Origin of the sequence: Cobetia sp. AM6, from assembly GCF_009617955.1 — a bacterium.
Taxonomy (GTDB): Bacteria; Pseudomonadota; Gammaproteobacteria; order Pseudomonadales; family Halomonadaceae; genus Cobetia; species Cobetia amphilecti.
This window is the reverse complement of record NZ_AP021868.1, coordinates 969,690-994,665: the sequence shown is the minus strand read 5'-3', so window position 1 is coordinate 994,665 and position 24,976 is coordinate 969,690. Positions and strand designations below refer to the sequence as shown.

Genomic DNA, 24,976 nt, shown 5'->3' with positions numbered 1-24,976 from the left:
AGTGTCGTGTCGCAAGCGGCAGGCGCTTACCGGTGATAGGGGTGCCCGACCAGCAATGTCCAGGCGCGGTAAAGCTGTTCCGCCAGCACGATGCGCACCAGGGGGTGCGGCAGCGTCAGTGCCGAGAGCGACCAGCGCTGATCGGCACGTGCCAGCAGGCGTGGGTCGAGCCCATCCGGACCACCGATCAGAATGGCCACGTCTCGCCCTCCCAGCCGCCAATCATCGGCATGCTGGGCAAGCTGCTCGGTACTCCAGGCCTTACCTAGGACATCAAGGGCGACAACATGTTCATTTCCCTTGAGTTTTTCAAGCATCCGGTCGCCTTCACTGGCCATGGCACGGGCGATGTCCGCATTCTTGCCGCGATTGCCGGGCGCCAGCTCGATGAACTCAAGCGAAAAATCCCGCGGCATGCGCTTGAGATATTCCCGGCTACCCTTCTCCACCCAGTCCGGCATCTTCTGCCCGACCGCCAAAACTCGGATCTTCATGTCCTGTCCCGTGCTGTGTCAGAACGACGGGCAAGCCCGCAGTCCTTCCATCGGATACTCCCTGCCCGCGACATCGCGACCGGCAAGGACGTAACGCGCGGTTGGCATGCCCCGACGAGCAACCCGTCGGGTCAGGCTGGCAGGATCAGTGGCTCTGCTCGTACTCTTCACGCGTTTCGCGGGGCAGATCGCTCCACAGGCGCTCGAGGTCGTACAGGGCACGGGTTTCGGCCAGCATGACGTGGACGACGACATCGCCCAGATCCAGCAGCACCCAATCGGAGCCGTTGTCGCCTTCACAGCCCAGCGGCTTGACGCCGGCTTCTTTCACGGTGACCTGCACGTTGTTGGCCAGCGCGGAGATATGGCGGCTGGACGTACCGGTCGCGATCACCATCACATCGGTGACGCTGGTCAGCTTGGAGACATTGATCTCGCTGATTTCCTGGGCCTTGAGTTCTTCAAGGGCGTCGACAACCAGGTTTTTAAGAGCTTCGGTCTGCATGATTCCTCGGGAGTTTGTTCGGCAGGGGGCGCATTCTACCCGTTGGCGATGCGCGCGCCTATGGGCATCGTCATTTACTCGCCAAAGGGGCGCCACGCACGGCGATGCGGGATCGCGGCAGCGACGCCCCTCTCATGATGCCACGCTCGCACGCGACAAAGACGTTCAGAGCCACAACGCTCAGCTCGATGATGGGCTCAGGTCGATGACGGACAATAGAGGCCATGCGCCTCGATATGACGGATCACCGCTTCCGGCAGCAGGTAGCGCACGCTGTCACCCAGCGCGAGGCGCTCGCGCACGAAGGTGGCACTGATGGCCATGCGTGTCGGCAGCGACAGGCGCAACAGATGGCCACCCGGGCGCGCCATCAAGGCCGCCACCGAGTCGACCTCGCGCCCCTGGATCAACGCTTCGAGCGCCCGGGGCAGCGGTGCATCATGGTCCGGCCGCTCGATCACCACCACATGGGCATCATCGAACAGACGGTCGGCGGCATGCCACTCCCCGAGCTTGAGGAAGGCGTCATGGCCGATGGCCATCACCAGCCGTGCCTGCGGGCCATATTCGGCACGTAGACTGGCCAGGGTGTCGGCACTGTAGGAGGGGCCATCGCGCAGCAGCTCACGCCCATCGGCCTTGAGGCCCGGCTCTGCCTCTATCGCGGCTTCCAGCATCGCCAGCCGCTGGTCACTGCTGACGCCGGGCGCGGCGCGATGCGGCGGCTGATGCGATGGCACCAGCAGCACATGGTCCAGCCCCAGCGCTTCGCGCAGCTCGATGGCACTGCGCAGATGGCCGTGATGGATGGGATCGAAGGTACCGCCGAGCATGGCGACACGCGGCACCGGGCCGAGACAGCCCTCGAAGCCCGTCTCCGCTGCCGTGTCAGTCCTTGAGCGCGAATCATGTGCCGACTCGGTGCCGTGATGCACGGCCTCACGCTCCTGCGCGAGACCATCGGCATTCAAGGGCCGCTGGGTATCCTCCAGCGCCTCGGGCGACAGGGCCTGCTCGTTCGTCAAGGTCTGCTCGGACGCGACCTGATCCTCGGCGGGTGAGACCTGGTCCTTCACTGGCGAATCTGCCCATCACCGAACACGATGTACTTGCGGGTCGTCAGGCCCTCAAGCCCGACCGGGCCACGCGCATGCAGCTTGTCGGTGGAGATGCCGATCTCGGCGCCCAGGCCATATTCGAAGCCATCGGCGAAGCGGGTGGAGGCGTTGACCATCACCGAGCTGGAGTCGACTTCCGCCATGAAGCGGCGCGCCAGCGCATAGTTCTCGGTGATGATGGCCTCGGTGTGCCCGGAGCTGTGACGCTCGATATGCGCCATCGCCTCATCGACGCCATCCACGACGCGAATCGCCAGAATCGGCGCCAGGTATTCGGTATCCCAGTCTTCCGCGCTGGCGGCCACGGCCTGCGGCAGCACTGCGCAGGTACGCTCGCAACCGCGAATCTCGACCTCATGTGCCGCCAGACGCTCAGCGATACGCGGCAGGACCTCGGCGGCAACCGGCGCATCGACCAGCAGAGTCTCCATGGTGTTGCAGGTGCCGTAGCGGTGGGTCTTGGCGTTCTCGGCGATCCGGACCGCCATCGCCAGGTCAGCCGTGGCATCGATATAGACGTGGCAGATGCCATCGAGGTGCTTGATGACCGGCACGCGCGCATCACGCGAGATACGCGAGATGAGGCTCTTGCCACCGCGCGGAATGATGACGTCGACGAACTCGGGCATCGCGATCAGCTCACCGACCGCGGCGCGGTCCGTGGTGGCGACGACCTGCACTGCCGTGGCCGGCAGCTCGGAGAGCACCAACGCCTCGCTGATGATCTCGCTCAGCGCACGGTTGCTGGACGCGGCCTCGGAGCCACCGCGCAGGATGCAGGCATTGCCGGACTTCAGGCACAGGCTGGCCGCCTCGATGGTCACATTGGGGCGTGACTCGAAGATGATGCCGATCACGCCCAACGGCACGCGCATGTGGCCGACCTGAATGCCGCTCGGACGCGAGCGCAGCCCATCGACCTCGCCGACCGGGTCCGGCAGCGCCGCGACCTGCTCGAGCCCTTCGATCATGCCGTCGATACGCGCCGGCGTCAGCGCAAGACGATCGACCATCGCCTCCGAGAGCCCATTGGCGCGTGCACGCGTCAGGTCCTCGGCATTGGCCTCTGCCAGTGTCTCGCGACGCTCATCGATCAGACGCGCCATGGTCTGCAGAGCACGATTCTTGATGCCGCTGTCGACGCGACGCATCACGACGCTTGCCGCGCGCGCTGCGTGCCCCAGACGATTCATGTACGCCACGACGTCCGTGGTGTCGTGCTTGCCCTGCTCACTCATGTGCCTAATCTCGCTGGTTGTCAGTGTCCACGTGCTCATTTCATCATCGGCCGGGCCCCGCGTGGGCATTCCCCAGAGAAGCCCTGACGTGCAGCCCTGACGTGAAGGCCTGATGTAAAGGCCAGACGTGGTGGTCTGATGTGAAGGCCTCAGAGGCGTAGACACTTTTGTCACTCGCCGTTTGGGGTATGCTGCCATTATTGCAGACGACGTTGCATGATCGGAGCACCGTCGCATCTTGCAAACGTGCAGGCAATGCCCACGTCACAGACCGTTCGGCCAGGGAATTCGGCCGATTTCGCGCCATCCACGGCAAAGGTGCCAATATAAGTCACCATGGAGATCAAGTTCAAAGTCCGTCTCAGTCAGTTCGTCTGTCTGCTCGGCTCTGTATTGCTGCTGCTGGAAGCGGCACGACAGATCAGTATCGGCCTGACGCTCACTGCCCTGTTGCTGGCGGTGGGCGGCACGATGTTGTTGGTGGTCTCTCTCGCCCACGAGCTGTTCACCCTGCGCTGGTTCCGCACGCTGGTGATGCTCAGCGTCGCGCTGATCATGAGTGCGCTGGTACTGCTGGCCCCGCAGCAACACCTGATGTGGCTGTGGGGCTTTGCCGTCCTGCTGCTCTACCCGCGCCCGCGCTGGCTGGCACCGGCCTGTGCACTGATCGGGCTGGTGACCACCTGGCTGGCGCTCGCTCAGCTGGGCAGCGACTGGCTGAGCCTGGGCATCGGCATCACCGCGACCCTGATGGCGCTCGGTGCCATCGGTGGACGGCGCCAGCAGCAGGTCTGGATGCAGCTGGAGCGGCGTGGTCGGCGTGATTCCAACCGCGCGATCTGGTCACAATACCAGCTGATGCGCGACCTGCCGCGGGAAATTGCCCGTGCCGATCGCGAGGACATCCATATCGAATTGATCCTGCTCGCACCGGTCAAGACCGGTCGTCTGGCCAATCGTCGCCTGATGAACACCCTCGACAGTGCCGCGCTGCCGCATGAGACCCGCTACCAGCTCGATGACGGGGCACTGGCCGTCCTGCTGGTCACCCGCGGCGAGCGCATGGCCAGTCTGCGCCGTCGCCAGTTGATCGAGCATCTCGCGATGCCGATCCGCGCCCGCGTGCAGCCCCTCAACGACAGCGACCCCAGCGCGCTGGACCTCAAGCGCCTCAGCGCCCACCTGAGCGATGAACCGCAGCCGATCACCCTGCTGCCGCCACTGCCTCGCAAGCCTGCCGATGCCGATGCCTCGTCAGACGATGCCCTGTCAGACCATGGGCGAGACACCCTCAAACCGGCCAGCGCGGCAGACAAGGTTGCCGTGGTACCGTCGCGGGGGAATGATCACTGATGTCTCCTCTGCACAGCCTGGCCCATCGCGAGCGCCGGGAGCTCGCCAATCGCAAGACACTGATCATGCTGCTGGCCGCCGCGGTGATCGCCACCTATGCCCTGTGGCGCTACCTGGTGGGCGATTTCGAGCATATCCTGACGCCGGTGCTGGCCACCTTGCTGATGGCGATTGCCGCCGGCCTCAATCACCTCGATGATGAGCAGCCGCTGCCTTCCTATCTGACTCTGATTGCCAGCTATCTGATGCTGGCACTCGAGGCACCGGGCACCTATCCGGGCATGTCGCTGTGGCTGGGGCTGCCCAGCGTGCTGACATTGCTGCTGCTGCCCCTGGCACCGGCGATGCTGCTCAATCTGGTGCTGGCACCACTGTGGCTATGGCTATTGGGCCACCAGGAAGACAACTTTGGCGAGATACTGCGCTACCTGTGTCTGCTGCTGGTGGCCAGCCAGCCGTTCGTCATCAACAGCCTGCAGGCGGGTGTCATGAGCCTGACCGCCAGCGAGGAAACCGAGTGCAATGCCTTCAACGCCCGCACCGGCCAGCAACGGCTGATCAGTGAGGCGGCGCGTGCGCGGGCGCTGGATCAACCGTTCAGCATTCTGGTCGTCTATCTGCCGCAACTGGACATGCTCGGCGAGCAGTTCGGCGAGGACAGGCGCGTCGAATGCCTGGCGATGGCCTGCGACGTGATGCAGGAGGTCTCGCGCCAGGGCGACCTGCTGTGCCGCAGCGACAAGTCGTCCTTCTGGCTGATGCTGCCCAATACCGGCGAGGCGGGAGCGCTGATCATGCGCGAACGCCTGACCGCGGCGCTGGCAGCGGCCACACAGCCGGAAACCGGCTCCATCATTGCCCGCGCGCGCCTGGTGACGTACAAGGCCGATGACACCACCCAGAAACTCGAGCAACGCCTGCTGGCCAGCCAGCTTGCCCTGATGGATCTCAATGAATGAGCGACACCCTTGCGTCACTGCTGCATTGGCTGAACCCCAGTGTGATGATCGACACCCTGATGACCACGCTGAGCGATCACCCGGCAGCCCTTGTCGCCGTCATCGGCCTGGTCTCACTGCTTGAATCTCTCGCCATCATCGGCCTGCTGGTGCCGGGCGTGGTCATTCTCACCGCCGGCGCCTCCCTGGCCGGGCATCTCGAACTCTCGCTGCCGATATTGCTGGCCGCCGGTGCGCTGGGCGCCATCATCGGCGATGGCGTGAGCTTCTGGCTGGGCATCCGCTATCGCGATCAACTGCCCGGCCGCTGGCCCTTCTCGCGCCATCCCGAGTGGATCGAGCATGGTCAGCAGTTCTTTCATCGCCACGGCAGCTGGTCGATCGCCTTCGGGCGCTTCGTCGGCCCGGTGCGCCCGATCATCCCGCTGGTCGCCGGCATGCTCGACATGCCGCCGACGCGCTTCTTCCTGGTCAATGGCCTCTCGGCGCTGGCCTGGGCACCGGCCTACCTGCTGCCGGGCTATCTGCTGGGCCAGACCTGGCAGTCACTGTTCACCCTGCCGGAAGGGGCCGACGGCCTGCTGGTCGGCCTGGCCAGCGGCCTGATCGCCTGTGCCTTCGCCTTCTCCTTCCTGCGCCGCCAGCTGGGCCGCGAGGGCCGCCTCTATCATTGGCTGGCTCGCCGCATGCGTCGCAGCCCTTCCGGGCGGCGTCTATGGTGGCAACTGCGTCATCCCGACCCCGAGGGCGAGTTTCCGCTCGCCTCGATGGCGCTGCTCATCTTTGCGGTGATCAGCGTGCCCGCCATGAGCCTGGCGGTGCTGGCCCATCCCGAGCCGTGGTGGATCGACCGCGTGGCCGCCTCACTGGCCGCAAGCCTCACCTCACTGATGCCCGAGGACTGGCTGCGCGAGGCAAGCCTCGTGCTGTCTCGCCTCGCCGATGGCACCGGCCTGGCAGCGCTCGTGGCTCCGTGGCTAGTGTGGCTGCTGCTCAAGGGTCGCCATGCGGTGTGGTTGCATCTGACGGCCGCCTGGCTAGGCATCGCCAGCGCCAATACCGTGCTCAAGCACCTGATCCAGCGCCCGCGTCCGGATACCCCCGCCTTCCTGGAAGGGTCGATGTCGTTTCCCAGCGCCCATGCCGCCGGCAGCGTAGCGGTGTTCGGACTGGCCGCCGCCTTCATCGCCGAGCGCCAGCCCTCCTCGCGACGTCGCTGGATCTACTGGGCAGCCATCGCCGCCTGTACGCTCGTCGGCCTGTCACGCATCACGCTTGGCGTCCATTACCTCAGCGATGTGCTGGGCGGTGCCTGTCTGGGCCTGCTGGTCTGTGCGCTGGTGCGCATCAGCTATCCCGCCTTCGTGCGCCAGCCCTCGGCCCCCCTGGAATCGCCAGCCCCGCTGCTGTGGTTGAGCATGGCGAGCCTGCTGCTGTTGGCGGCACGCTTCGTCTGGCTGCCGCTCTAGTCTGTCGCGATCAGACTGCTGCCGCTCAGGCCGTCGCGATAACGTTGCCGTGATAGCGCTGTAAACCGATGAGCCGCCTGAGATGGCGGCTTTTTCACTACCCCCTGATGACGAGGAACCTCATGCCCGGCCCTGCTGCCCCTCCCGCCAACCAGCCCCAGGCGTTGATGTCGATTCATCTCGGCATCGCGCTGCTCGGCGGTACGGCGCTGTTCTCAAAAGGCGTGCCCCTCTCGGCGCTCGATATCACCACCTGGCGCAGCCTGCTGGCGGGGCTGTTCCTGCTGTGGCTGGCGCGCCTGAAATGGCATGTCTCGCTGCGTCTGAGCGGGCGCGACTGGGCCTTGCTGGGCATCGCCGCCGCGCTGATGGCCGCGCACTGGGTGAGCTACTTTCACTCGATGCAGGTGTCTTCCGTGGCCACCGGCATGCTGGCGCTGTTCACCTATCCCATCTTCATCGTGCTGCTGGAGCCCTGGGTGGAAGGCACGCGCCTGAAAGCGAAGGACCTGGCGGCAGCGGGGCTGGTCTGCATCGGCGTCTGGCTGCTCGTCCCTGGCGGCGACAGCAGCGCGCAGGGCGACAGCCTGGCGGGAGTGTTATGGGGCGTGTTCTCGGGCCTGTTGTTCGCGGCGCGCAATCTGCTGGTGCGCTACCGTCTCAGCCACCTCAATCCGGTGCTGTCAATGAGCCTGCAGGCGCTGGGCGTCGTGGTGCTGACGCTGCCATTCGTCTCCGGCGAGATCATGGATGCCAGCCCCTCGACGGGGATCGCCATGCTGGTGCTGGCCATCGTCTTCACGGCTGCGCCGCATGCACTGATGACCTTCGCCCTCGGCGGCCTCAAGGCCAAGACCGTCGGCATGATCGGCTGCCTGCAACCCGTCTACGGCGTGCTGCTGGCGTGGTTGATTCTCGGCGAGGTGCCCACCTGGCTGACGCTGGTCGGCGGCAGCTTCATCGTGGCGGCGGCAGCACTTGAGACCCTGCGCCGCAGCTGAATCAAAGCCGCGCCCCTGAATGCATCAAGGCCCGCCAATGGCGGGCCTTGATGTATTTACAAGCTGCAATGCCTGGCTCAGTCATGCCGAGATCAACCGGTCGCGAGCCAGATTCCCACGCCGATCATCAGCGTGCCGGCCACGCGGTTCATCAGGCGCACACGCGAGCCACGCCCCAGCCAGCGCGCCAGGCTGCTGCCACCGCCGGCGTAGAGCAGCAGGCAGGTGAATTCCAGCGTCAGGATGATGCCGACCAGCGCGATCAACTGCGGCGCCAGCGGCAGGCTGGCATCCAGAAACGGCGGCAACAGCGCGATAAAGAACGCCCAGCCCTTGGGATTGGCGATCGCGGTAACGAAGCCCTGTGCGGCCAGAGCACGGCGCGAGGCGCGCGGTGCCGCCGCATCCTCCCCTTCCCCCCCCAGGGCCAGGCGGCCACGTGAGCGCCACATCTGGATCCCCAGCCAGGCAAGGTAGGCGCCCCCCGCCAACTTGAAGGCCGAGAACACCATCGGATAGCGCAGCATGATGGTCGCGACGCCGATCACCGCCGACACCGCCACCAGCCCGACGCCCAGCAGTTCGCCCACCATCATCCACAGGGTGCGCTTGACGCCCTGGGTCATGCCCAGGGTCATCGCCAGCGTCATGCACATGCCCGGCGTCAGCGAGACCAGAAAGAACGTCGGCACGAACACCGACAACAATGACCAATTCAGCATTCCCTGCTCTCCTTGCACAGTCTGAAGCAGTGCCAGAGGGACGCCTCTGACAAGCTCTCACCCGAGCGGATCGACTGACCGCCCTTCAATCGCCGCTGACATGCCCCTCGCCCCAGCGCGGCATCAGCGCATGCGAGATTCCCAGCTGGTTGAGAATGCGCGCGACGATGAAATCGATCATGTCATCGAGGGTCTGCGGGCGATGATAGAAGCCGGGCGCGGCGGGCAGGATGACGGCGCCCATGCGCGTCAGACTCAGCATGTGTTCAAGATGGATGGCCGAGAACGGCGTCTCGCGCGGCACCAGAATCAGCATGCGGCGCTCCTTGAGGGCCACATCGGCGGCGCGCTCGATCAGGTTGTTGCTGGCCCCGGTCGCGATCGCGGACAGCGAGCCGGTGGAACACGGACACACCACCATGGCGCTCGGCGCGCCGGAGCCGGAGGCCACCGGGGCCATCCAGTCCTCGCGTCCGAAGCAGCGAATCTGGCCGGGTCTGGCGGCGTAGCGCTGCGTGAGCACCTCGGTGAGACGCGCCGGGCGCGCCGGCAGCTCCTCGTCGGTCTCGGTGGCGATCACCATGTGCGCCGCCTTGGAGACCATCACCATCACTTCATGACCGGCCGCGACCAGACACTCGATCAGGCGCAGGCCGTACTGGGCACCGGAGGCCCCGGTCAGCGCGACGGTGACCGCCGACTTGAACTCGCCCTCTGGGGCTGTCGCTTGCGTTTTCATGCTTCACCTTCACGTGCTGCCAGCGCCGCCAGAAGGCGCTCGTGGATACCGCCGAAGCCGCCATTGGACATCACCACCACCCAGTCGCCGGCGCGGGATTGATTGGCGATCTTCGCGATCAGGGCATCGAGGTCCTGCTCGACCTCCGCCTCCACGCCGAGCGCGCGGCACTCGCTGACCGTCTCCTCCAATGACCAGCCAAGGCTGGGGCCCGCGAACCAGCTGACGCGGTCGGCCGCGGTCACTGAAGCCGGCAGACGCGCCTTCATGGTGCCGAGCTTCATGGTATTGGAGCGCGGTTCGATCACCGCCCACAGGCGACCGCCCTGCCCTTCGGCCGCAACGCCCGGCGCCAGGCCCTCGAGCGTGGTGGCGATGGCGGTCGGGTGGTGCGCGAAGTCATCGATGACCTTGACGCCTGCCACCTCACCGCGCAGCTCCTGGCGACGCCTGGGAGGCGCGAAGCGTGCGAGCGCCTCCAGTGCCACCGCAAGACTCACGCCGCATTCGACGGCCGCGGCCACGGCGGCGCAGGCATTGGCAACGTTGTGGCGCCCGCGCATCGCCCACTGGCACTCGACGAAGCGATCCGCCTCGCCTGAGTCATCAAACGGCGGTGCCAGCGCGAAGTGACTGCCGTCGGCACTGATCAGGCGATAGCGCCAGTCGCCACCGGCATTCTCGATGCCGCTCTCATCGCCGAAGCGCGCCACCGGCGTCCAGCAGCCTTGATCCAGCACGCGCTCCAGCGCCTCGGCACCGGCGACGGCGTCCGCCGCGACCACCAGCTTGCCGCCTGCCGGCACGGTACGTACCAGGTGGTGGAACTGACGCTCGATGGCGGCGAGATCCGGGAAGATGTCGGCGTGATCGAACTCGAGATTGTTGAGCAAGGCGATGCGCGGCCGGTAATGCACGAACTTGGAGCGCTTGTCGAAGAAGGCCGTGTCGTATTCATCGGCCTCGACCACGAAGGGCGCCCGGGGGTCGCCGATACGTGCGGAATCGCCCAGCTGCGGCGGCACGCCACCGATCAGATAGCCCGGCGCGAGGCCCGCGCATTCGAGAATCCAGGCGGTCATGGTCGCGGTGGTGGTCTTGCCGTGGGTGCCGGCGATGGCGATCACCGGACGGCCGGTCAGCACCTCGTCACACAGCCATTGCGGGCCGGAGGTATAGGCCAACCCACGCTCGAGCAGCGCCTCGACTTCGGGGTTGCCGCGCGAGACAGCATTGCCGACCACCGTGAGATCAGGCGCGGGGACGAGATTGTCGGCCGCATAGCCTTCCATCAGGGTGATACCGGCCTCGGCCAGCTGTGTGCTCATGGGCGGATAGACGTTGGCATCGCTCCCCGTGACGCGATGACCGCGCGCGCGCGCCAGCAGCGCCAGAGAGCCCATGAAGGTACCGCAAATACCGATGACGTGAAGGTGCATCTGTTTCTCCAATCCGGAAGCCCGAGCAGCCTAGCACGCCCGCCAGGCGGCGAGTAGCGCGCGGCCTGTCAGGGATGGACGACACCCCCAGTGGCATTCGGGCGTCGTGCAGGGGTCATGTCTTTCGGATATGATGCGGCGGGTAAGCGCCAGCCCGTTCAAGACCATGACAAGGAAGCAGAGACGAGAAGCCCATGCCCCAGCACAATGCCTTCTACGCCCAGTCCGGTGGCGTTACCGCCGTCATCAACGCCAGTGCCTGTGGCGTCATCGAAGCCGCTCGTGAAAACGGCGACCAGATCGGCAAGCTGTATGCCGGTCACAACGGCATCATCGGTGCCCTGACCGAAGACCTGATCGACGTCAGCCAGGAAAGCGACGAGAACATCGCCGCGCTGCGCCACACGCCGGGCGGGGCCTTCGGCTCCTGCCGCTACAAGCTCAAGAGCATCGAGGACCACCGTACCCAGTACGAGCGTCTGATCGAGGTGTTCAAGGCCCACGACATCCGTTACTTCTTCTACAACGGTGGCGGCGACAGCGCCGATACCTGCCTGAAGGTCTCTCAGCTGGCCGAGACCATGGGCTACCCGATCCAGGCCATCCACGTGCCGAAGACCGTGGACAACGACCTGCCGATCACCGACAACTCGCCGGGCTTCGGCAGCGTGGCCAAGTACATCGCCACCTCCACCCGTGAAGCCGGTCTCGACATCGCCTCCATGTGCGCCACCTCCACCAAGGTGTTCATCCTGGAAGTCATGGGTCGTCACGCGGGCTGGATCGCCGCTGCCGGCGCCCTGGCCGGTGAAGATGCCACCCAGCCGCCGCACATCGTCGTCTTCCCGGAAGTCGCCTTCCATCGCAAGGAATTCATGGCGCGCGTCGATGCCTGCGTCAAGGAACACGGCTACTGCGTGGTAGTGGTCTCCGAAGGTGCGCGTTACGAAGATGGCACCTTCCTGGCCGATGCCGGCAACACCGATGCCTTCGGCCACCGTCAGCTGGGCGGCGTCGCGCCGACACTGGCCGGCATGGTCAAGCAGGACCTGGGCTACAAGTACCACTGGGCGGTGGCCGACTACCTGCAGCGCGCAGCGCGTCACATCGCCTCCAGGACCGACGTCGAGCAGGCCTACGCCACTGGCCGTGCCGCCGTCGAGATGGCCCTGGCCGGCAAGAATGCCGTGATGCCGGCGATCCGTCGCCTCGGCGATGGCGCTGACTACGCCTGGGACATCATCGAGGCGCCGCTGGAGCAGATCGCCAACCACGAGAAGTTCATGCCGCTGGAGTTCATCACCGAAGATGGCTTCTACATCACCGATGCCTGCCGCGAATATCTGTCGCCGCTGATCCAGGGCGAGGACTTCCCGCCGTTCGTCAATGGTCTGCCGGCGGTCGCCAGGCTCACGCTGGCCAAGGTCGAGAAGAAGCTGACACCGTTCACGATCTGATCGCCTGACTTTGATGCGCCTGACTGGTCCGGCGCTGACACGGCCAGTTGCTGACTGACCCGATAGCTGACTGCCCCGGTCGTTGACAGAGCCGGTCATGACAGTGAAGCGAGTGTAAAAAAGCCCCGCACAGGCAACTGTGCGGGGCTTTTTTATGGCTGTCAGTTGTCATGCGGGGGGACGGGGAAACACCTCCTCCAGCCGGTACACCGCATGCGCCTGCTGCTGACACTGGCTGACCTCGACCATACGTGCCGCCACCTGAGCGCCACGGATCGGTCGATAGCGCTGCAAGCCCGGCAAGCGGGTGAGCAACGGCAACAGATAGCGACCCAGCGTCTCGCCCAGGCGGAACTCGCTGCGCTCCCCCACCAGCAATGACGGCTGGAAGACACTGATATGCGCAAAGGGCAGCGCCTTGATGGCCACTTCCAGCTCGCCCTTCATCCTGAGGTAGCCATTGCGGCTCGCGTGATTGGCGCCGCTGGAGGACACCAGCAGGTAGTGCGTCACTCCCTGGGCGGCCGCCAGCCGAGCGGCACTCAGTTGATGATCGATATCGACACGCCGCTGAGCCTCGAGCGACCCCGCCTGCTTGAGCGTGGTGCCCAGGCACGAGAACAGCAGGTCCGCCTGGAAACAGTGGGCCCAGTCTTCCAGGCGCGCGAAGTCGACCACATGGTTCTCGACCTTGTCAGAGTCGCCAGGCACCGGCCGGCGCGTCAGCGTGATGACTCGGGCGATGGCCTCGCAGGCGATCAGCTCAGCCACCACCTCGCGCCCGACCACGCCGGTCGCCCCGATCACGATCGCGGTCTGCCCCATACACCTCTTCCTCCCACCATGGCCTTGAGCGCCATCAGGCCCTGCACTCACTTCAGCAGCCAGGACAGCACCAGCAGCAACAGCAGGATGCCGGCGACGCCCTGCCAGAAATTGGCAGGTTCACGTATCGCCTCCGAGGGCGTCAGCGCCTTGCCGGGGTCCTGCTGCGGCAGGCGCAGCGCGTAAAGCAGCTCAGACAGGCGGCGATAGCGCAGGGTGCGTTGCGGGTCCAGGGCGCGCCTGAGGGCATCGTCCAGGATCTGTGGCACCTGGGGATTGCGCATGCGGGCTGGCTGATACTCCAGCAGCTCGAGATCGGTATGGGTGCGCAGCTGCTCCATCGACTGGGCGTAGGGCTGCATGCCGGTCAGCAGCCAGTAGATCACCGAGGCCAGGCCGTATTGATCGCTGCGACGACTGACATCGGCACCAAGCGCATATTCCGGCGCGCTGTGCTCGGTCAGGCCGACCTGACGCGCCAGCGGACCGGCGCTCTCGTGGCCATCCCCCTCACGCAGATGGCAGGCGCCGAAATCGACCAGCACCACCTTGCCATGACGGTCGATCATCACGTTGTCGGGGTGGATCAGCTGGTGCAGCACCTCACGACGATTGAGGGCATGCACGGCCTTGCCAAGCTGACGCGCGATGTCGAGACGCTGCTCGAGATTGGCCTGCGGGTGCATGCGCGCCCATTCGGTCAGTGTCTGCGCCTCCAGATGTTCAAGCAGATAGTAGAGGTGATCACGCGGACGTGACGGCTCCACCACCTTGACCACGAAGGGCGAGCTGACGCGGTCCACCACCCACTGCTGGAGCAGGAAGTGCTCGAGATAGGCGTTCTTGAGCGACAGCTCCGGGCTAGGCGCCTTCATCACCATCACGCGCCGGCTCTTGAGATCACGCACCTTGTAGACGCGTACCCGCGCACTGCGCGACATGACCTCCATCACTTCCAGGCCATCGATGCGGTCGCCCGGCTCCAGCTCACGCGGCACCGGCAGGTCGCCATAGACGCGCCCCGGCGTATCGTCAGAGGCAGTCGCCAGTCGATCGATGCGCACCAGCTGGAAGCAGAACTGATCGGCCGTGTAGCCGCGCTCATCGGCGCGGTCCGCCGCGGCATGCGCCAGGCGCTCACTGGCGGCATCGAGATCCGAGACGTCATCGCGAATCAGTGACACGAAATCGGAAGGCAGCAGGGTGCCGCGCACCGCCTGGGTGGTGAACAGGAAGATATCGCCCTGCTTGAGCGGCAGCTCGATGTAGTCGATGTCGAGGCTGACATCCATGCCCAGCGCCCGCGACGGATATCGATAGCCGCCGAGATCGGTGACATGGTCACGCGAGATCTGCTCGAACTCGCCGCCACGCAGCCGGAAGACCACCGTGTCACCGGCATGGAACAGATGCGCCGACTGGCCCCGGAAGACGACGGCGGAAATCGAGGTCACGTAACTGCCGCCCCGCACGAAGCGGCTCTGGCTGTAACACCAGCTGTTCAGCGCCCGCAGCACGCGGGTCGCGGAATACTTGACGCTCCAGTTGTCGGGCGTGGCGAAGTAATCGGCCAGAAAGCCACGCACGGCAAGGTCACCGGCCTGCTTGGCAATCGCGTTCTTGCTGGTGGTGTCGGCGATCAGCGCACAGCCGCCCTTGGCCGCCAGCGGGCCGCGCTCCAGCGGTATCTCCAGCGACATCGAGCTGCGATGACGCTTGCGGTCGGGAGCCACGAAGGCCTGACCGTAACTGAGTGAAAGCTCTGCATCCGCCAAGGCGGTCTCCTTGCGTCTCGATCCTGCCGTTACGTTTCATGCATGCGGTGGTGACGCTGCGCCAGCCCGACGCTGAAACACGCAATCGCCGTTGCGCCGCGCTGGACGGCCCCAAGTGTTACCCGAGTCAGCCTGCAGTGCCACCACTCGTTGGTGCAACGCAAGGCGATCGAGCGTGGCATAATGGCAAAACGGTCTGCCAGTTCGTATAATTCAGCGGAATTTTGACCCGCAGGCCTTCAACCCGCAAACCCAAGGACTCGACAATGAGTTTCGACAAGATCCCCGCTGGCAAGGAATTGCCGAACGACGTCTACGTAGCGATCGAGATTCCGGCCAATCACGCGCCGATCAAGTACGAGATCGACAAGGACATCGATGCGCTCATGGTGGATCGTTTCATGGCCACCCCGATGTTCTACCCGGCCAACTACGGCTACATCCCGAACACCCTGGCCGACGATGGCGATGCCCTCGACGCGCTGGTCGTGACCCCGTATCCGGTCGCACCGGGCAGCGTCATCCGTGCGCGTCCGGTCGGCGTGCTCAACATGAGCGACGAAGCCGGTGAAGACGCCAAGCTGGTCTGCGTCCCGCACCAGAAGCTGACCTCCCTGTACGACGACGTCCAGGAAGTCACTGATCTGCCGGAACTGCTGCGTCAGCAGATCGCGCACTTCTTCGAGAACTACAAGGATCTCGAGAAAGGCAAGTGGGTCAAGATCGACTCCTGGGACGGTGCTGATGCCGCCCGTGCCGCGATCGAGAAGGCAGCCGCTGCCTACCAGAAGGACTGAGTCCTTCTGAAGTGATGCGCGATTCAGGCATCACGATGCAAGAAAGCCCCCGTCAATGACGGGGGCTTTTTCGTTTCCGGGTCACGCCCGACACCGGTGAGGAGAACCCTCAGGCGGCATCGGGCGTCACGGGATCAGCCCTTCTCGAGCAGGCTGCGCAGGTCACTGATCGCGGAGTTGGCACGCGCGACGTAGTTGGCCATCACCAGCGAATGGTTGGCGAAGAAGCCGAAGCCGGAGCCATTGAGGATGATCGGGCTGCCGATATCGGTCTGAGTCGCTTCCAGCTCACGGATGATCTGGTCGATGGAGGTCAGCGCGTTCTTGTCTTCCAGCACGCCCTGGAAGTCATGACGCACAGCCTTGAGCAGATGGATCAGCGCCCAGGAGGTGCCGCGTGCCTGATAGAAGACATCGTCGATCTCGAGCCACGGCGTCTTGATCTCTTCTTCCGTCTGGGTGCTCTTGGCCGAGGTGGCGCTCTTGTCGCCGGCCAGGCTCAGGTTGAGCTGCGACTTGCCGACACTCGCCGACAGGCGCTGGGACAGGGAACCGAGGCGATTCTCGACATCCGACAGCCAGGCCACCAGGTTGTCGGCACGCGCGTAGAACTGGCCGTTGTTCTGGGTGTCATCGCTCAGACGCTTGAGGTAGTCGCCCAGCTCACGGTTGGCGTCGGCATATTCGTGCTCGGCTTCCGGCAGCATCCAGGCATTGGCATCGATGAACAGCAGGGATTCGGCCTTGCCCAGCGCCTTGTCATCGCTGGACTGGGACTGCGAGCGGCTGAATTCCTTGCGCAGCTCACGCGTCATGTCGCGCACCTGTACCAGCACGCCATATTCCCAGTTGGGCATGTTGTCGAGCATCAGCCCCGGCGGCGCCACATCATTCTTGAGATAACCGCCCGGCTTGTGCAGCAGGGTGTCGTTGAGTTTCATCAGGGTGGCGACGGTCGCGGTGCCTGTCGGCAGGGTCTCGAAAGCCGGTGCCGGCTCTTCACCCTCGACCTTGGCCACCGGCGCGGCCAGCCCGTGCACGCGAGCCAGTTCGGTGCGCGTGGCCTGATCGATGTTGAACTCGTCCGGTTCACTGCTCCAGTAGATACCAAGGCCAACGCAGACCAGCAGGTAAATGACGAACAGCCCGATCAGTGGTTTCCAGATCCAGCCATACTGAGGCGTTTCCAGCACATCGCGATTGGCGCCGCGCTTGCTGCCTTTACCGAATAGGGCCATGCGTTCTTCCTTGTATGAAGCCTTGTAGAAAAAGCCGTGTGAGAGACGAGTCAGACCTGCCTGAACGGATGTGAGCCGCGCCGATGCACCCAGCGCCGGTACTCATGACGTACGTCCTATCCTATCATGCGCCCCTGCACGTGCCAGTCGCACTCGGTGAAGTGCCGGTTCTGTGGCAAGGTGCGATGCGCTCCGGATTGCGGGCCGGGCCACGGGCCTGGTCGTGGACCGAGTTGCGGAGTGAGTCGCGGGCTGAGCCGCGGTACGAGCCGAGGGCCAGACTGCCACCCGCGCAGGCGGCTTCACCACTCGAGCCCGATACGCCCTCACACGCCCTCACACGCCCTCACACGAGCGGGATGTCTGCTACATGGTGGCACATTCATCCGCGTGCAAGTCGTGCGCGGCGATGATGGGCCTGCTCTCGATCCAGCGCTCGCCCCCGAGCAGGATGAAGGCGGCGCGAGACTGCGGTGCCTTGAGGCCTGCAGGATGTTCTTTCGGCACTGTATAAGGATGCTTTCGTGCTTCGTTCGTTCTTGAAAGTCAGCATGGCGCTGCCAACGGGCCGCGCATGCCCCTCCGCGTTCTCACGCCTGCTGGGCCCTGCATTGCTGGCAACCCTGCTGGCAATCGCGCTGGTGGTCGCGCAGGCGATGACGGCGCTGCCCGCCAATGCCGGCCTGTTCAGCTCAGGCTCAGGCTCAAGTTCAAACGCCGGCAGCGGCTCCAGCGGTGCGGCGTCCAGCCTGTTCGGCGGCAGCAATCAGGGCGATTTCCTGCCGGTCAGTGAAGCCTTCAAGCCGCGCAGCTGGCGCGAGGGCGACACCCTGTATGTCGGCTTCACCAGTGCCGAAGGCTATTACCTCTACCGGCATCAGTTCAGCTTCGCGACCACCAGCGACCAGGTCGCTCTGGGCGACGCCGACCTGCCGCCGGGAGAGCTGAAGAACGACCCCTACATGGGCGAGGTGCATGTCTTCCACGATGCGCTGGTCATTCGCATCCCGCTTATGAGCGCCTCCTCTGGCAAGGCAGTGCGTGACGACACACCGGCCAGCGGCCCGGTCCCGCTCTCCATCACCTTCCAGGGCTGCGCCGATGCCGGGCTCTGCTATCCGCCGGAGACCGTCACGCTGCAGGCCGGTGAGCAGAGTGCCCCTGCCCCGTTCGCGCAACTGATGCCGACCGCCAGCCAGTCGAGCGATACGACGGCGTCGACGGAAAGTCGCACTACAACAGCCCCGATCAGCGGCACCGATGCCGGCTTCAGCGCACTGTTCGCGGATGCCAGCCTGCTGACGGCTCTAGGGCTGTTCTTCCTCGCCGGTCTCGGGCTGACCTTCACGCCCTGCGTGCTGCCGATGATTCCGATCCTGAGTTCGATCATCGTCGGCCAGCGCCCCAGCCGCCCGCGCGCCTTGCTGCTCTCCACGAGCTACGCCCTGGGCATGGCCCTGACCTACGCCGCGGCCGGCACCTTGATGGGACTGTTCGGCGCGGGGCTCAACCTGCAGGCGCATCTGCAGGCACCGGCTGTACTGATTCCCTTCGCTGCCTTGTTCGTGCTGTTCGCGCTGGCCATGTTCGGCGCCTTCACTCTGCGCCTGCCCAGCGGCATGCACTCACGGCTCGACGCGCTGCAAGGACGGCTGATGAATGCCGGCCCCGGCGGACTGGCGCTGGCAGGCGCGTTATCGGTACTCGTGGTATCGCCCTGCGTCTCGGCACCTCTGGCCGGTGCACTGGTCTATCTTTCCGCCAGTGGCGATGCCCTGACCGGCGGGCTGGCACTCTTCGCGCTGGGGCTGGGCATGGGCGTGCCGTTGATTCTGGTCGGCACCTTCGGCGCCAGCCTGCTGCCCAGGGCCGGCGGCTGGATGGAGGGCATCAAGCAGGCCTTCGGTATCCTGCTGCTGGGGGTGGCGTTGTGGCTAGTGGAGCGCTTGCTGCCGGCCTCGCTGGCGGTGCTGGGCTGGGCCATTCTGGCCATCGGCACCGGCGTGGCGCTGGGGGCGCTCAGCACACAGACCCGAGGCTGGGCGCGTGCCCGTCAGGCACTGGGACTGGTCGCGCTGGGCTGGGGCATGATCAGCCTGCTGGGCGTGGCAGGCGGCGCAAGCGACCCGTTGCGCCCGCTGGCCCCCTTCACTGGCGGCACATCATCCGGGCAGGCCGCCGAGACGTCACTGGACTTCACCACCGTCAGCGACATGAGCGAGCTCGAGCGAGAACTGGCACTGGCCGCCAGCCGCGGCCAGCCGGTGTTCGTCGACTACTACGCCGACTGGTGCATCTCGTGCAAGGTGATGGAGCGCGAGGTCTTCCCCAAGGTCGCCAGCCAGTTGCGCCAGTTCCACCTGATTCGCGCCGACGTCACCAGTACCGGGGCCGCGACCCAGGCACTGCTCAAGCAATTCGGCCTGTTCGGCCCTCCTAGCCTGCTGTTCTTCGCCGATGAACGCGAGCTCAAGGCGGCGCGCATCCAGGGGGAGGTCAACGCCAGCCAGCTCGGCCAGCACCTGACAGCGGTGCTGGATCAGCTGCGCGGCACGTCACAGCGCGCGAACTGAGCGGCGTGTCTGCCACAGGCCCGGCGCGGGGCAGTTGCTGTCGAGACGCACGCGAGGACGAAGAATGCGGCAAAATCTTCGGTTCAGTGCCAAACTGGACAGCGTTCGAGAATTTCGGCAGAATCCGCGTCACTACGGCAACAGCCTGCGCTCAATAGGTAAACGTCGTGGATAGTGACGGTATCTTTGCATTTTCTTCATGGGTTAACAGCTCAATGAGCCTGGTGCTCGAGCACGGCTGACACAAGGGACTTTCATGGCGCGCATCCTGGTACTCAACGGCCCCAATCTCAATCTGCTGGGGACCCGTGAACCCGAGGTGTATGGCACCACCACGCTGGAGGATATCCACCAGCGTCTGGTCCAGCGCGCCAGCGCGGCCGGCCATCAGCTGGACTGGCTGCAGTCCAATGCCGAGCATGTGCTGATCGAGCGTATCCACCTTGCCCGTGAAGATGGCACCGCCATCATCCTGATCAATCCGGCGGCCTTTACCCATACCAGCGTTGCGCTGCGCGATGCGCTACTCGGCGTCGCACTCCCGTTCATCGAGCTGCACCTTTCCAATACCCATGCCCGCGAGCCGTTCCGCCACCATTCGTATCTTTCCGATGTGGCACGCGGCGTGATCATGGGCTTTGGCGCTCGAAGCTATGACATGGCGCTTGACGCCGCCTTGGACGATCTCGCGCAGTAAGGGCACGTCCAGAGCGGTGTTCACGCACCGCCATCAGGCCTCATCACTGCCTGATACCAGGATTCACCGGCCATCGCCATGGTCGGGACAGCCGTCGGGGCTGTCGCCCGCAGCCGCCGCTATCACGGCTGCACACCCCCATTTCCAGCCACATTTACATCGGGATTAATTTCATGGATATCCGCAAGGTCAAGAAGCTGATCGAGCTGCTCGAAGAGTCCAACATCAGCGAAATCGAGATCCAGGAAGGCGAAGAGTCCGTTCGCATCAGCCGCCATCCGCAGGGCTTCGCCCAGCAGCCGATGATGCAGGCCCCGATGATGATGCAGCAGCAGCCGATGCAGCAGGCCGCTCCGGCAGCCGCTGGCGCCGCTGAAGCACCGGCCGCTCCGGCAGCACCGGCTGCGCCGCAGGGCCACACCATCAATTCCCCGATGGTCGGCTCCTTCTACCGTTCTCCGGCGCCGGGCTCCAAGGCCTTCATCGAAGTCGGCCAGAGCGTCAAGAAAGGTGATACCGTCTGCATCGTCGAAGCCATGAAGATGATGAACCAGATCGAAGCCGACAAGGATGGCGTCGTCGAAGCCATCCTGATCGAAGACGGCGAGCCGGTTGAATTCGACCAGCCCATGATCGTCATTTCCTGATCCCAACGGACACGTCACCATGCTCGACAAGGTACTGATTGCCAACCGCGGCGAGATCGCCCTTCGCATCCTTCGCGCCTGCAAGGAACTGGGCATCAAGACGGTAGCGGTGCACTCCAAGGCCGACCGCGACCTGATGCACGTCCGCCTGGCGGATGAAGCTGTGTGCATCGGCCCGGCCTCCTCTGCCAAATCCTATCTCCACATCCCGGCGCTGATCGCAGCCGCCGAGGTGACGGACGCCGACGCCATCCACCCGGGCTACGGCTTCCTGTCGGAAAATGCCAATTTCGCCGAACAGGTCGAACGTTCCGGCTTCGCCTTCATCGGCCCGCGCGCTGACACCATCCGCATGATGGGTGACAAGGTCGCGGCCATCGAGGCGATGAAGCTGGCCGGCGTCCCGACCGTGCCGGGTTCCGATGGCCCGGTGCCGGAAGACGAAGACGAGATGTACGCCATCGCCGAGCGCATCGGCTATCCGGTGATCATCAAGGCCGCCGCTGGCGGTGGTGGTCGCGGCATGCGCGTGGTGCACTCCAAGGCCAGCCTGCTGTCCTCGGTGAGCATCACCCAGGGTGAAGCGGCCGCGGCCTTCGGCGACGGCACGGTGTACATGGAGAAATTCCTCCAGAACCCGCGTCACGTCGAAGTCCAGGTACTGGCCGATGGCCAGGGCAACGCCATCCATCTGTATGACCGCGACTGCTCCTTGCAGCGTCGTCACCAGAAGGTGCTGGAAGAAGCACCGGCGCCGCAGCTGGACGAAGAAGCGCGTGCCAAGGTACTCAAGTCGTGCACCGATGCCTGCATCGAGATCGGCTACCGTGGCGCCGGCACCTTCGAGTTCCTGTACGAGAACGGCGGCTTCTACTTCATCGAGATGAACACTCGTGTTCAGGTCGAGCATCCGGTGACCGAAATGGTCACTGGCATCGATATCGTCAAGGAACAGCTGCGCATCGCCTCCGGCCTGCCGCTGTCCGTGAGGCAGGAAGATATCGAGCTGCGCGGTCACGCCTTCGAGTGCCGCATCAATGCCGAGGATTCGCGCACCTTCATGCCGTCTCCGGGCAAGGTCGAGCTCTATCACGCGCCGGGCGGTCTGGGCGTGCGCATGGACTCGCACCTGTACTCCGGCTACACCGTTCCGCCGCACTACGACTCCCTGATCGGCAAGCTGATCACCTGGGGCGAGAGCCGCGAGATCGCACTGACGCGCATGCGCAATGCCCTCGACGAGCTGCTGGTGGAAGGTATCAAGACCAACACTGACCTGCAGAAGGATCTGGTGCGTGATGCCGGCTTCCAGGAAGGTGGCGTCAACATCCATTATCTGGAGAAGAAGCTGGGCCTGTAAGACGCCCCGCTTGAGATCGGTGACGCGTGTTGCCGATAGACGCACGACAGAAGGGTGGCCTCGGCTGCCCTTCTGTCGTCTGTGCCCTCCTCCCCTTTCTTATCGCCCATCGACAGGAGTCACCATGTCCTGGCTGCAACTCAAGGCGCGTATCGCCCCCGACCACGCCGAGATTCTCGAGCATCTGCTGATGGAAGAAGGCGCCTGCGCCATCACGCTGCAGGATGCTGAAGACCAACCGCTGTTCGAACCTGACCTCGGCAGCACGCCGCTGTGGAGCGAGACTGTCCTCACTGGCCTGTGGGATGGCACCGAAGGCATCGAGGCCATGCGCGAGCGGGTCAAGGCCGGCTGGGCGGCACTGATTCCCGATGAGCCCTGCCCGGAGATCGAGGTCGAGATCCTCGAGGACCGTGACTGGGCCCGTGAATGGATGGACGGCTTCGAGCCGCTCAAGATGGGCCAGCGCCTGTGGATCGTGCCCAGCTGGCACGATGCGCCGGAGCAGGACGCCGTCAACCTGATGCTCGACCCCGGCCTGGCCTTCGGCACCGGCACCCACCCGACCACCGCCCTGTGCCTGGAATGGCTCGATGGGCTGGCCGTCGATGGCAAGCTCGCCCAGCACAGCGTGCTCGACTTCGGTTGCGGCTCCGGAATTCTCGCCATCGCCGCGCTCAAGCTCGGCGCGGTGGATGCGCTGGGCACCGATATCGACCCGCAGGCGCTGCAGGCCTCGCGTGAGAACGCCCAGCGCAATGACGTCAGCGACCAGCTGACCCTGTGCTACCCGGACCGCCTGCCGGACGCGGGCTATCAGATCGTGGTCGCCAACATCCTGGCCGGCCCGCTGGTCGAACTGGCTCCGCAGATCGCGGGCAGCGTCGCCCCGGGTGGCCTGCTGGCGCTCTCCGGCATTCTCGCGCCCCAGGCGGGAGAGGTGCTCGACGCCTATCGTGAAGCCGGCCTGATCATGGAAGAGCCCACCGAGCGCGATGGCTGGGTACGCCTCAATGGTCAGCGTCCACTGATGGGCTGAGCCACGCCATGAGCGCCGCAGCCGCGCAGGGAGAACGCATCCGCGACGCATTGTGGATGAAATAGCCCTTCAAACCCTGCGGCGCTCTAGGTATCATGACGCCCCCGCGAATCCCTGACACGACAACGGTTCGCGCGCCTGACACCACTCGCATGACACGAGACCCATGACCGATACTCCGCTTCCCGCCGACCTGCCCCGCATCGGCGTACATCAGCTTCCCAATCGCGTGATTCTGGCCCCGATGGCCGGTGTCACCGATCGCCCGTTCCGACAGCAATGTCGTGAGCTGGGCGCCGGGCTGGTGGTATCGGAGATGGTGACCAGTGACAAGCGGCTGTGGAATACCGTCAAGTCCCGCACGCGCATGAACCATGCCGGCGAACCCGGCCCGCGTGCCGTGCAGATCGCCGGCGGTGATGCCGCCATGCTGGCCGAGGCCGCGGCACTCAACGCCGAGATGGGTGCCGAGATCATCGACATCAACATGGGCTGCCCGGCCAAGAAGGTCTGCAACAAGGCCGCCGGCTCTGCCCTGATGCGCGACGAGAAGCTCGTCGGCGAGATTCTCGATGCCGTGGTGCGCGCCGTGGACGTGCCGGTCACGCTCAAGATGCGCACCGGCTGGTGCGAAGAGACGCGCAACGCCATCGCCATCGCGCGCATGGCCGAAAGCGCCGGCATCCAGGCGCTGTCCGTGCATGGTCGCACTCGCCAGCAGAAATATACCGGTGAGGCCGAATACGACACCATCGCCGCCGTGAAGGCCGCGGTGTCGATTCCGGTCTTCGCCAATGGCGATATCGACAGCGGCGAGAAGGCGCGACATGTGCTTGACTATACGGGCGCCGACGCCGTGATGATCGGCCGTGCGGCCCAGGGCAATCCCTGGATCTTCCGCGAGATCAATCACTACCTGGCCACCGGCCAGGTAGCCTGTGGCCCGAGCGATGCGGAGCGCGCCCTCGTGATGCGCACCCACCTCGAGGCCCTGTACGAATTCTACGGTGACTACATGGGAACGCGCATCGCGCGCAAGCATGTGGGCTGGTATCTGGCGACGCGGGAGGATGGCAGTGAGCTCAAGCGCCACTTCAATCCCCTCGAGGAGCCGGAACAACAGCGCCAGTTTCTGACCCGCCTGTTCGGCGAGCCGGAAGGCATCGCCCGCACCGAGACGCAAGGAAGTCACGCAGCATGACCAGCAGGCACCCTCTTTCACCCGACGACGCAAGCCAGGCCACCCTGATGACGCCCGTGCGGCACCATCAGACCCTGCGCGAGGCCGTCGAGCACTCCATGGCGCGCTACTTCGCCCACCTGGATGGCGAGCAGGTCACCGACCTGCATGCCATGGTGATGGCCGAGGTCGAGGCGCCGCTGCTGGAGGCGGTGATGGCCCACGCGCAGGGCAACCAGACCCGCGCCGCCGACATGCTGGGCCTCAACCGAGGCACACTGCGCAAGAAGCTCAAGCAGTTTGATCTGATCTGACCCCGCCGGGGCACCTTTACAGGTGCCCCGGCGTCTT

At 65.0% G+C, this 24,976-nt stretch carries 23 protein-coding genes; 13 read left to right on the top strand and 10 right to left on the bottom strand.

All coding sequences use genetic code 11. The annotated features are described in order from the left end of the window. Positions 1–26: 26 nt before the first annotated feature. The 4 genes from rlmH to CLAM6_RS04245 form a co-directional block, all read right to left on the bottom strand. Positions 27–494: a 23S rRNA (pseudouridine(1915)-N(3))-methyltransferase RlmH gene (gene rlmH, locus CLAM6_RS04260; protein WP_043331959.1), complete on the bottom strand. Its 468-nt coding sequence runs from the start codon at positions 492–494 to the stop codon at positions 27–29. Positions 495–639: 145 nt separating this feature from the next. Next, positions 640–999 (bottom strand): ribosome silencing factor, encoded by a 360-nt coding sequence (gene rsfS / locus CLAM6_RS04255; protein WP_043331961.1) that lies wholly within the window; start codon positions 997–999, stop codon positions 640–642. Positions 1,000–1,196: 197 nt separating this feature from the next. Beyond that, the gene (gene nadD / locus CLAM6_RS04250) at positions 1,197–1,832 is read right to left on the bottom strand and encodes a nicotinate-nucleotide adenylyltransferase (RefSeq protein WP_107336631.1); all 636 of its coding nucleotides are present in this window, start codon (positions 1,830–1,832) and stop codon (positions 1,197–1,199) included. Between the two features lie 239 nt (positions 1,833–2,071). Then, complete coding sequence (locus CLAM6_RS04245; protein WP_153635233.1) at positions 2,072–3,355, bottom strand: glutamate-5-semialdehyde dehydrogenase; 1,284 nt, start codon at positions 3,353–3,355, stop codon at positions 2,072–2,074. Positions 3,356–3,691: 336 nt separating this feature from the next. Between CLAM6_RS04245 and CLAM6_RS04240 the strand changes: the two genes are divergently transcribed. The 4 genes from CLAM6_RS04240 (at position 3,692) to CLAM6_RS04225 (ending at position 8,137) form a co-directional block, all read left to right on the top strand. After that, positions 3,692–4,708 carry a hypothetical protein gene (locus CLAM6_RS04240; protein WP_153635232.1) on the top strand — a complete coding sequence of 339 codons (1,017 nt, stop codon included), beginning with the start codon at positions 3,692–3,694 and terminating at the stop codon, positions 4,706–4,708. Beyond that, positions 4,708–5,667 carry a diguanylate cyclase domain-containing protein gene (locus CLAM6_RS04235; protein ID WP_153635231.1) on the top strand — a complete coding sequence of 320 codons (960 nt, stop codon included), beginning with the start codon at positions 4,708–4,710 and terminating at the stop codon, positions 5,665–5,667. Before CLAM6_RS04240 ends, CLAM6_RS04235 begins: the two co-directional genes overlap by 1 nt. Then, entirely contained in the window at positions 5,664–7,136 is a 1,473-nt protein-coding gene (locus CLAM6_RS04230) for a bifunctional DedA family/phosphatase PAP2 family protein (RefSeq protein ID WP_242007742.1), read from the top strand. Before CLAM6_RS04235 ends, CLAM6_RS04230 begins: the two co-directional genes overlap by 4 nt. Positions 7,137–7,258: 122 nt before the next feature. Next, on the top strand, positions 7,259–8,137 hold the full coding sequence (locus tag CLAM6_RS04225) for a DMT family transporter (RefSeq protein ID WP_054555037.1): 879 nt from the start codon (positions 7,259–7,261) through the stop codon (positions 8,135–8,137). Positions 8,138–8,229: 92 nt separating this feature from the next. Here CLAM6_RS04225 and CLAM6_RS04220 read toward each other — a convergent pair whose 3' ends face one another. The 3 genes from CLAM6_RS04220 to mpl form a co-directional block, all read right to left on the bottom strand. Beyond that, complete coding sequence (locus CLAM6_RS04220; protein WP_172978620.1) at positions 8,230–8,859, bottom strand: LysE family translocator; 630 nt, start codon at positions 8,857–8,859, stop codon at positions 8,230–8,232. 85 nt (positions 8,860–8,944) lie between these two features. Further along, positions 8,945–9,598 carry a flavin prenyltransferase UbiX gene (locus CLAM6_RS04215; RefSeq protein WP_153635230.1) on the bottom strand — a complete coding sequence of 218 codons (654 nt, stop codon included), beginning with the start codon at positions 9,596–9,598 and terminating at the stop codon, positions 8,945–8,947. Further along, positions 9,595–11,037: a UDP-N-acetylmuramate:L-alanyl-gamma-D-glutamyl-meso-diaminopimelate ligase gene (mpl, locus tag CLAM6_RS04210; protein ID WP_153635229.1), complete on the bottom strand. Its 1,443-nt coding sequence runs from the start codon at positions 11,035–11,037 to the stop codon at positions 9,595–9,597. Before mpl ends, CLAM6_RS04215 begins: the two co-directional genes overlap by 4 nt. A 194-nt stretch (positions 11,038–11,231) precedes the next feature. Between mpl and CLAM6_RS04205 the strand changes: the two genes are divergently transcribed. Further along, entirely contained in the window at positions 11,232–12,494 is a 1,263-nt protein-coding gene (locus CLAM6_RS04205) for a 6-phosphofructokinase (RefSeq protein ID WP_043331973.1), read from the top strand. A 168-nt stretch (positions 12,495–12,662) separates the two neighbouring features. Here CLAM6_RS04205 and CLAM6_RS04200 read toward each other — a convergent pair whose 3' ends face one another. Further along, positions 12,663–13,319 (bottom strand): NAD(P)H-binding protein, encoded by a 657-nt coding sequence (locus tag CLAM6_RS04200; protein WP_153635228.1) that lies wholly within the window; start codon positions 13,317–13,319, stop codon positions 12,663–12,665. Positions 13,320–13,366: 47 nt separating this feature from the next. Then, the gene (locus CLAM6_RS04195; protein WP_043331977.1) at positions 13,367–15,094 is read right to left on the bottom strand and encodes a bifunctional protein-serine/threonine kinase/phosphatase; all 1,728 of its coding nucleotides are present in this window, start codon (positions 15,092–15,094) and stop codon (positions 13,367–13,369) included. 266 nt (positions 15,095–15,360) lie between these two features. On the opposite strand from CLAM6_RS04195, the gene ppa reads away from it, so the two are divergent. Next, complete coding sequence (ppa, locus tag CLAM6_RS04190; RefSeq protein ID WP_043331979.1) at positions 15,361–15,891, top strand: inorganic diphosphatase; 531 nt, start codon at positions 15,361–15,363, stop codon at positions 15,889–15,891. Between the two features lie 134 nt (positions 15,892–16,025). On the opposite strand, the gene CLAM6_RS04185 is transcribed toward ppa, so the two are convergent. Continuing rightward, positions 16,026–17,129 (bottom strand): DUF2333 family protein, encoded by a 1,104-nt coding sequence (locus CLAM6_RS04185; RefSeq protein WP_043331981.1) that lies wholly within the window; start codon positions 17,127–17,129, stop codon positions 16,026–16,028. A 551-nt stretch (positions 17,130–17,680) separates the two neighbouring features. On the opposite strand from CLAM6_RS04185, the gene dsbD reads away from it, so the two are divergent. From dsbD to fis, 7 genes are all read left to right on the top strand, one after another. Further along, a complete protein-coding gene (gene dsbD, locus CLAM6_RS04180) occupies positions 17,681–19,702 on the top strand; it encodes a protein-disulfide reductase DsbD (RefSeq protein WP_242007741.1) in 2,022 nt (673 codons plus the stop codon). Between the two features lie 256 nt (positions 19,703–19,958). Beyond that, positions 19,959–20,399 (top strand): type II 3-dehydroquinate dehydratase, encoded by a 441-nt coding sequence (gene aroQ, locus CLAM6_RS04175; RefSeq protein WP_043331983.1) that lies wholly within the window; start codon positions 19,959–19,961, stop codon positions 20,397–20,399. A gap of 173 nt (positions 20,400–20,572) precedes the next feature. Next, complete coding sequence (accB, locus tag CLAM6_RS04170; protein WP_043331985.1) at positions 20,573–21,046, top strand: acetyl-CoA carboxylase biotin carboxyl carrier protein; 474 nt, start codon at positions 20,573–20,575, stop codon at positions 21,044–21,046. Positions 21,047–21,065: 19 nt separating this feature from the next. Beyond that, on the top strand, positions 21,066–22,406 hold the full coding sequence (gene accC, locus CLAM6_RS04165) for an acetyl-CoA carboxylase biotin carboxylase subunit (RefSeq protein ID WP_153635227.1): 1,341 nt from the start codon (positions 21,066–21,068) through the stop codon (positions 22,404–22,406). Positions 22,407–22,530: 124 nt separating this feature from the next. Continuing rightward, entirely contained in the window at positions 22,531–23,445 is a 915-nt protein-coding gene (gene prmA, locus CLAM6_RS04160; RefSeq protein WP_043331989.1) for a 50S ribosomal protein L11 methyltransferase, read from the top strand. Positions 23,446–23,611: 166 nt separating this feature from the next. Continuing rightward, the gene (dusB, locus tag CLAM6_RS04155) at positions 23,612–24,646 is read left to right on the top strand and encodes a tRNA dihydrouridine synthase DusB (protein ID WP_043331991.1); all 1,035 of its coding nucleotides are present in this window, start codon (positions 23,612–23,614) and stop codon (positions 24,644–24,646) included. Then, positions 24,643–24,939: a DNA-binding transcriptional regulator Fis gene (gene fis, locus CLAM6_RS04150; RefSeq protein WP_043331993.1), complete on the top strand. Its 297-nt coding sequence runs from the start codon at positions 24,643–24,645 to the stop codon at positions 24,937–24,939. Before dusB ends, fis begins: the two co-directional genes overlap by 4 nt. Positions 24,940–24,976: the final 37 nt, after the last annotated feature.

Coding starts and splice junctions, on each gene's coding strand:
- rlmH (WP_043331959.1), bottom strand. CDS start 494: ATGAAGATCCGAGTTTTGGCGGTCGGGCAGAAGATGCCGGACTGGGTG.
- rsfS (WP_043331961.1), bottom strand. CDS start 999: ATGCAGACCGAAGCTCTTAAAAACCTGGTTGTCGACGCCCTTGAAGAA.
- nadD (WP_107336631.1), bottom strand. CDS start 1,832: ATGCTCGGCGGTACCTTCGATCCCATCCATCACGGCCATCTGCGCAGT.
- CLAM6_RS04245 (WP_153635233.1), bottom strand. CDS start 3,355: ATGAGTGAGCAGGGCAAGCACGACACCACGGACGTCGTGGCGTACATG.
- CLAM6_RS04240 (WP_153635232.1), top strand. CDS start 3,692: ATGGAGATCAAGTTCAAAGTCCGTCTCAGTCAGTTCGTCTGTCTGCTC.
- CLAM6_RS04235 (WP_153635231.1), top strand. CDS start 4,708: ATGTCTCCTCTGCACAGCCTGGCCCATCGCGAGCGCCGGGAGCTCGCC.
- CLAM6_RS04230 (WP_242007742.1), top strand. CDS start 5,664: ATGAGCGACACCCTTGCGTCACTGCTGCATTGGCTGAACCCCAGTGTG.
- CLAM6_RS04225 (WP_054555037.1), top strand. CDS start 7,259: ATGCCCGGCCCTGCTGCCCCTCCCGCCAACCAGCCCCAGGCGTTGATG.
- CLAM6_RS04220 (WP_172978620.1), bottom strand. CDS start 8,859: ATGCTGAATTGGTCATTGTTGTCGGTGTTCGTGCCGACGTTCTTTCTG.
- CLAM6_RS04215 (WP_153635230.1), bottom strand. CDS start 9,598: ATGAAAACGCAAGCGACAGCCCCAGAGGGCGAGTTCAAGTCGGCGGTC.
- mpl (WP_153635229.1), bottom strand. CDS start 11,037: ATGCACCTTCACGTCATCGGTATTTGCGGTACCTTCATGGGCTCTCTG.
- CLAM6_RS04205 (WP_043331973.1), top strand. CDS start 11,232: ATGCCCCAGCACAATGCCTTCTACGCCCAGTCCGGTGGCGTTACCGCC.
- CLAM6_RS04200 (WP_153635228.1), bottom strand. CDS start 13,319: ATGGGGCAGACCGCGATCGTGATCGGGGCGACCGGCGTGGTCGGGCGC.
- ppa (WP_043331979.1), top strand. CDS start 15,361: ATGAGTTTCGACAAGATCCCCGCTGGCAAGGAATTGCCGAACGACGTC.
- CLAM6_RS04185 (WP_043331981.1), bottom strand. CDS start 17,129: ATGGCCCTATTCGGTAAAGGCAGCAAGCGCGGCGCCAATCGCGATGTG.
- dsbD (WP_242007741.1), top strand. CDS start 17,681: ATGGCGCTGCCAACGGGCCGCGCATGCCCCTCCGCGTTCTCACGCCTG.
- aroQ (WP_043331983.1), top strand. CDS start 19,959: ATGGCGCGCATCCTGGTACTCAACGGCCCCAATCTCAATCTGCTGGGG.
- accB (WP_043331985.1), top strand. CDS start 20,573: ATGGATATCCGCAAGGTCAAGAAGCTGATCGAGCTGCTCGAAGAGTCC.
- accC (WP_153635227.1), top strand. CDS start 21,066: ATGCTCGACAAGGTACTGATTGCCAACCGCGGCGAGATCGCCCTTCGC.
- prmA (WP_043331989.1), top strand. CDS start 22,531: ATGTCCTGGCTGCAACTCAAGGCGCGTATCGCCCCCGACCACGCCGAG.
- dusB (WP_043331991.1), top strand. CDS start 23,612: ATGACCGATACTCCGCTTCCCGCCGACCTGCCCCGCATCGGCGTACAT.
- fis (WP_043331993.1), top strand. CDS start 24,643: ATGACCAGCAGGCACCCTCTTTCACCCGACGACGCAAGCCAGGCCACC.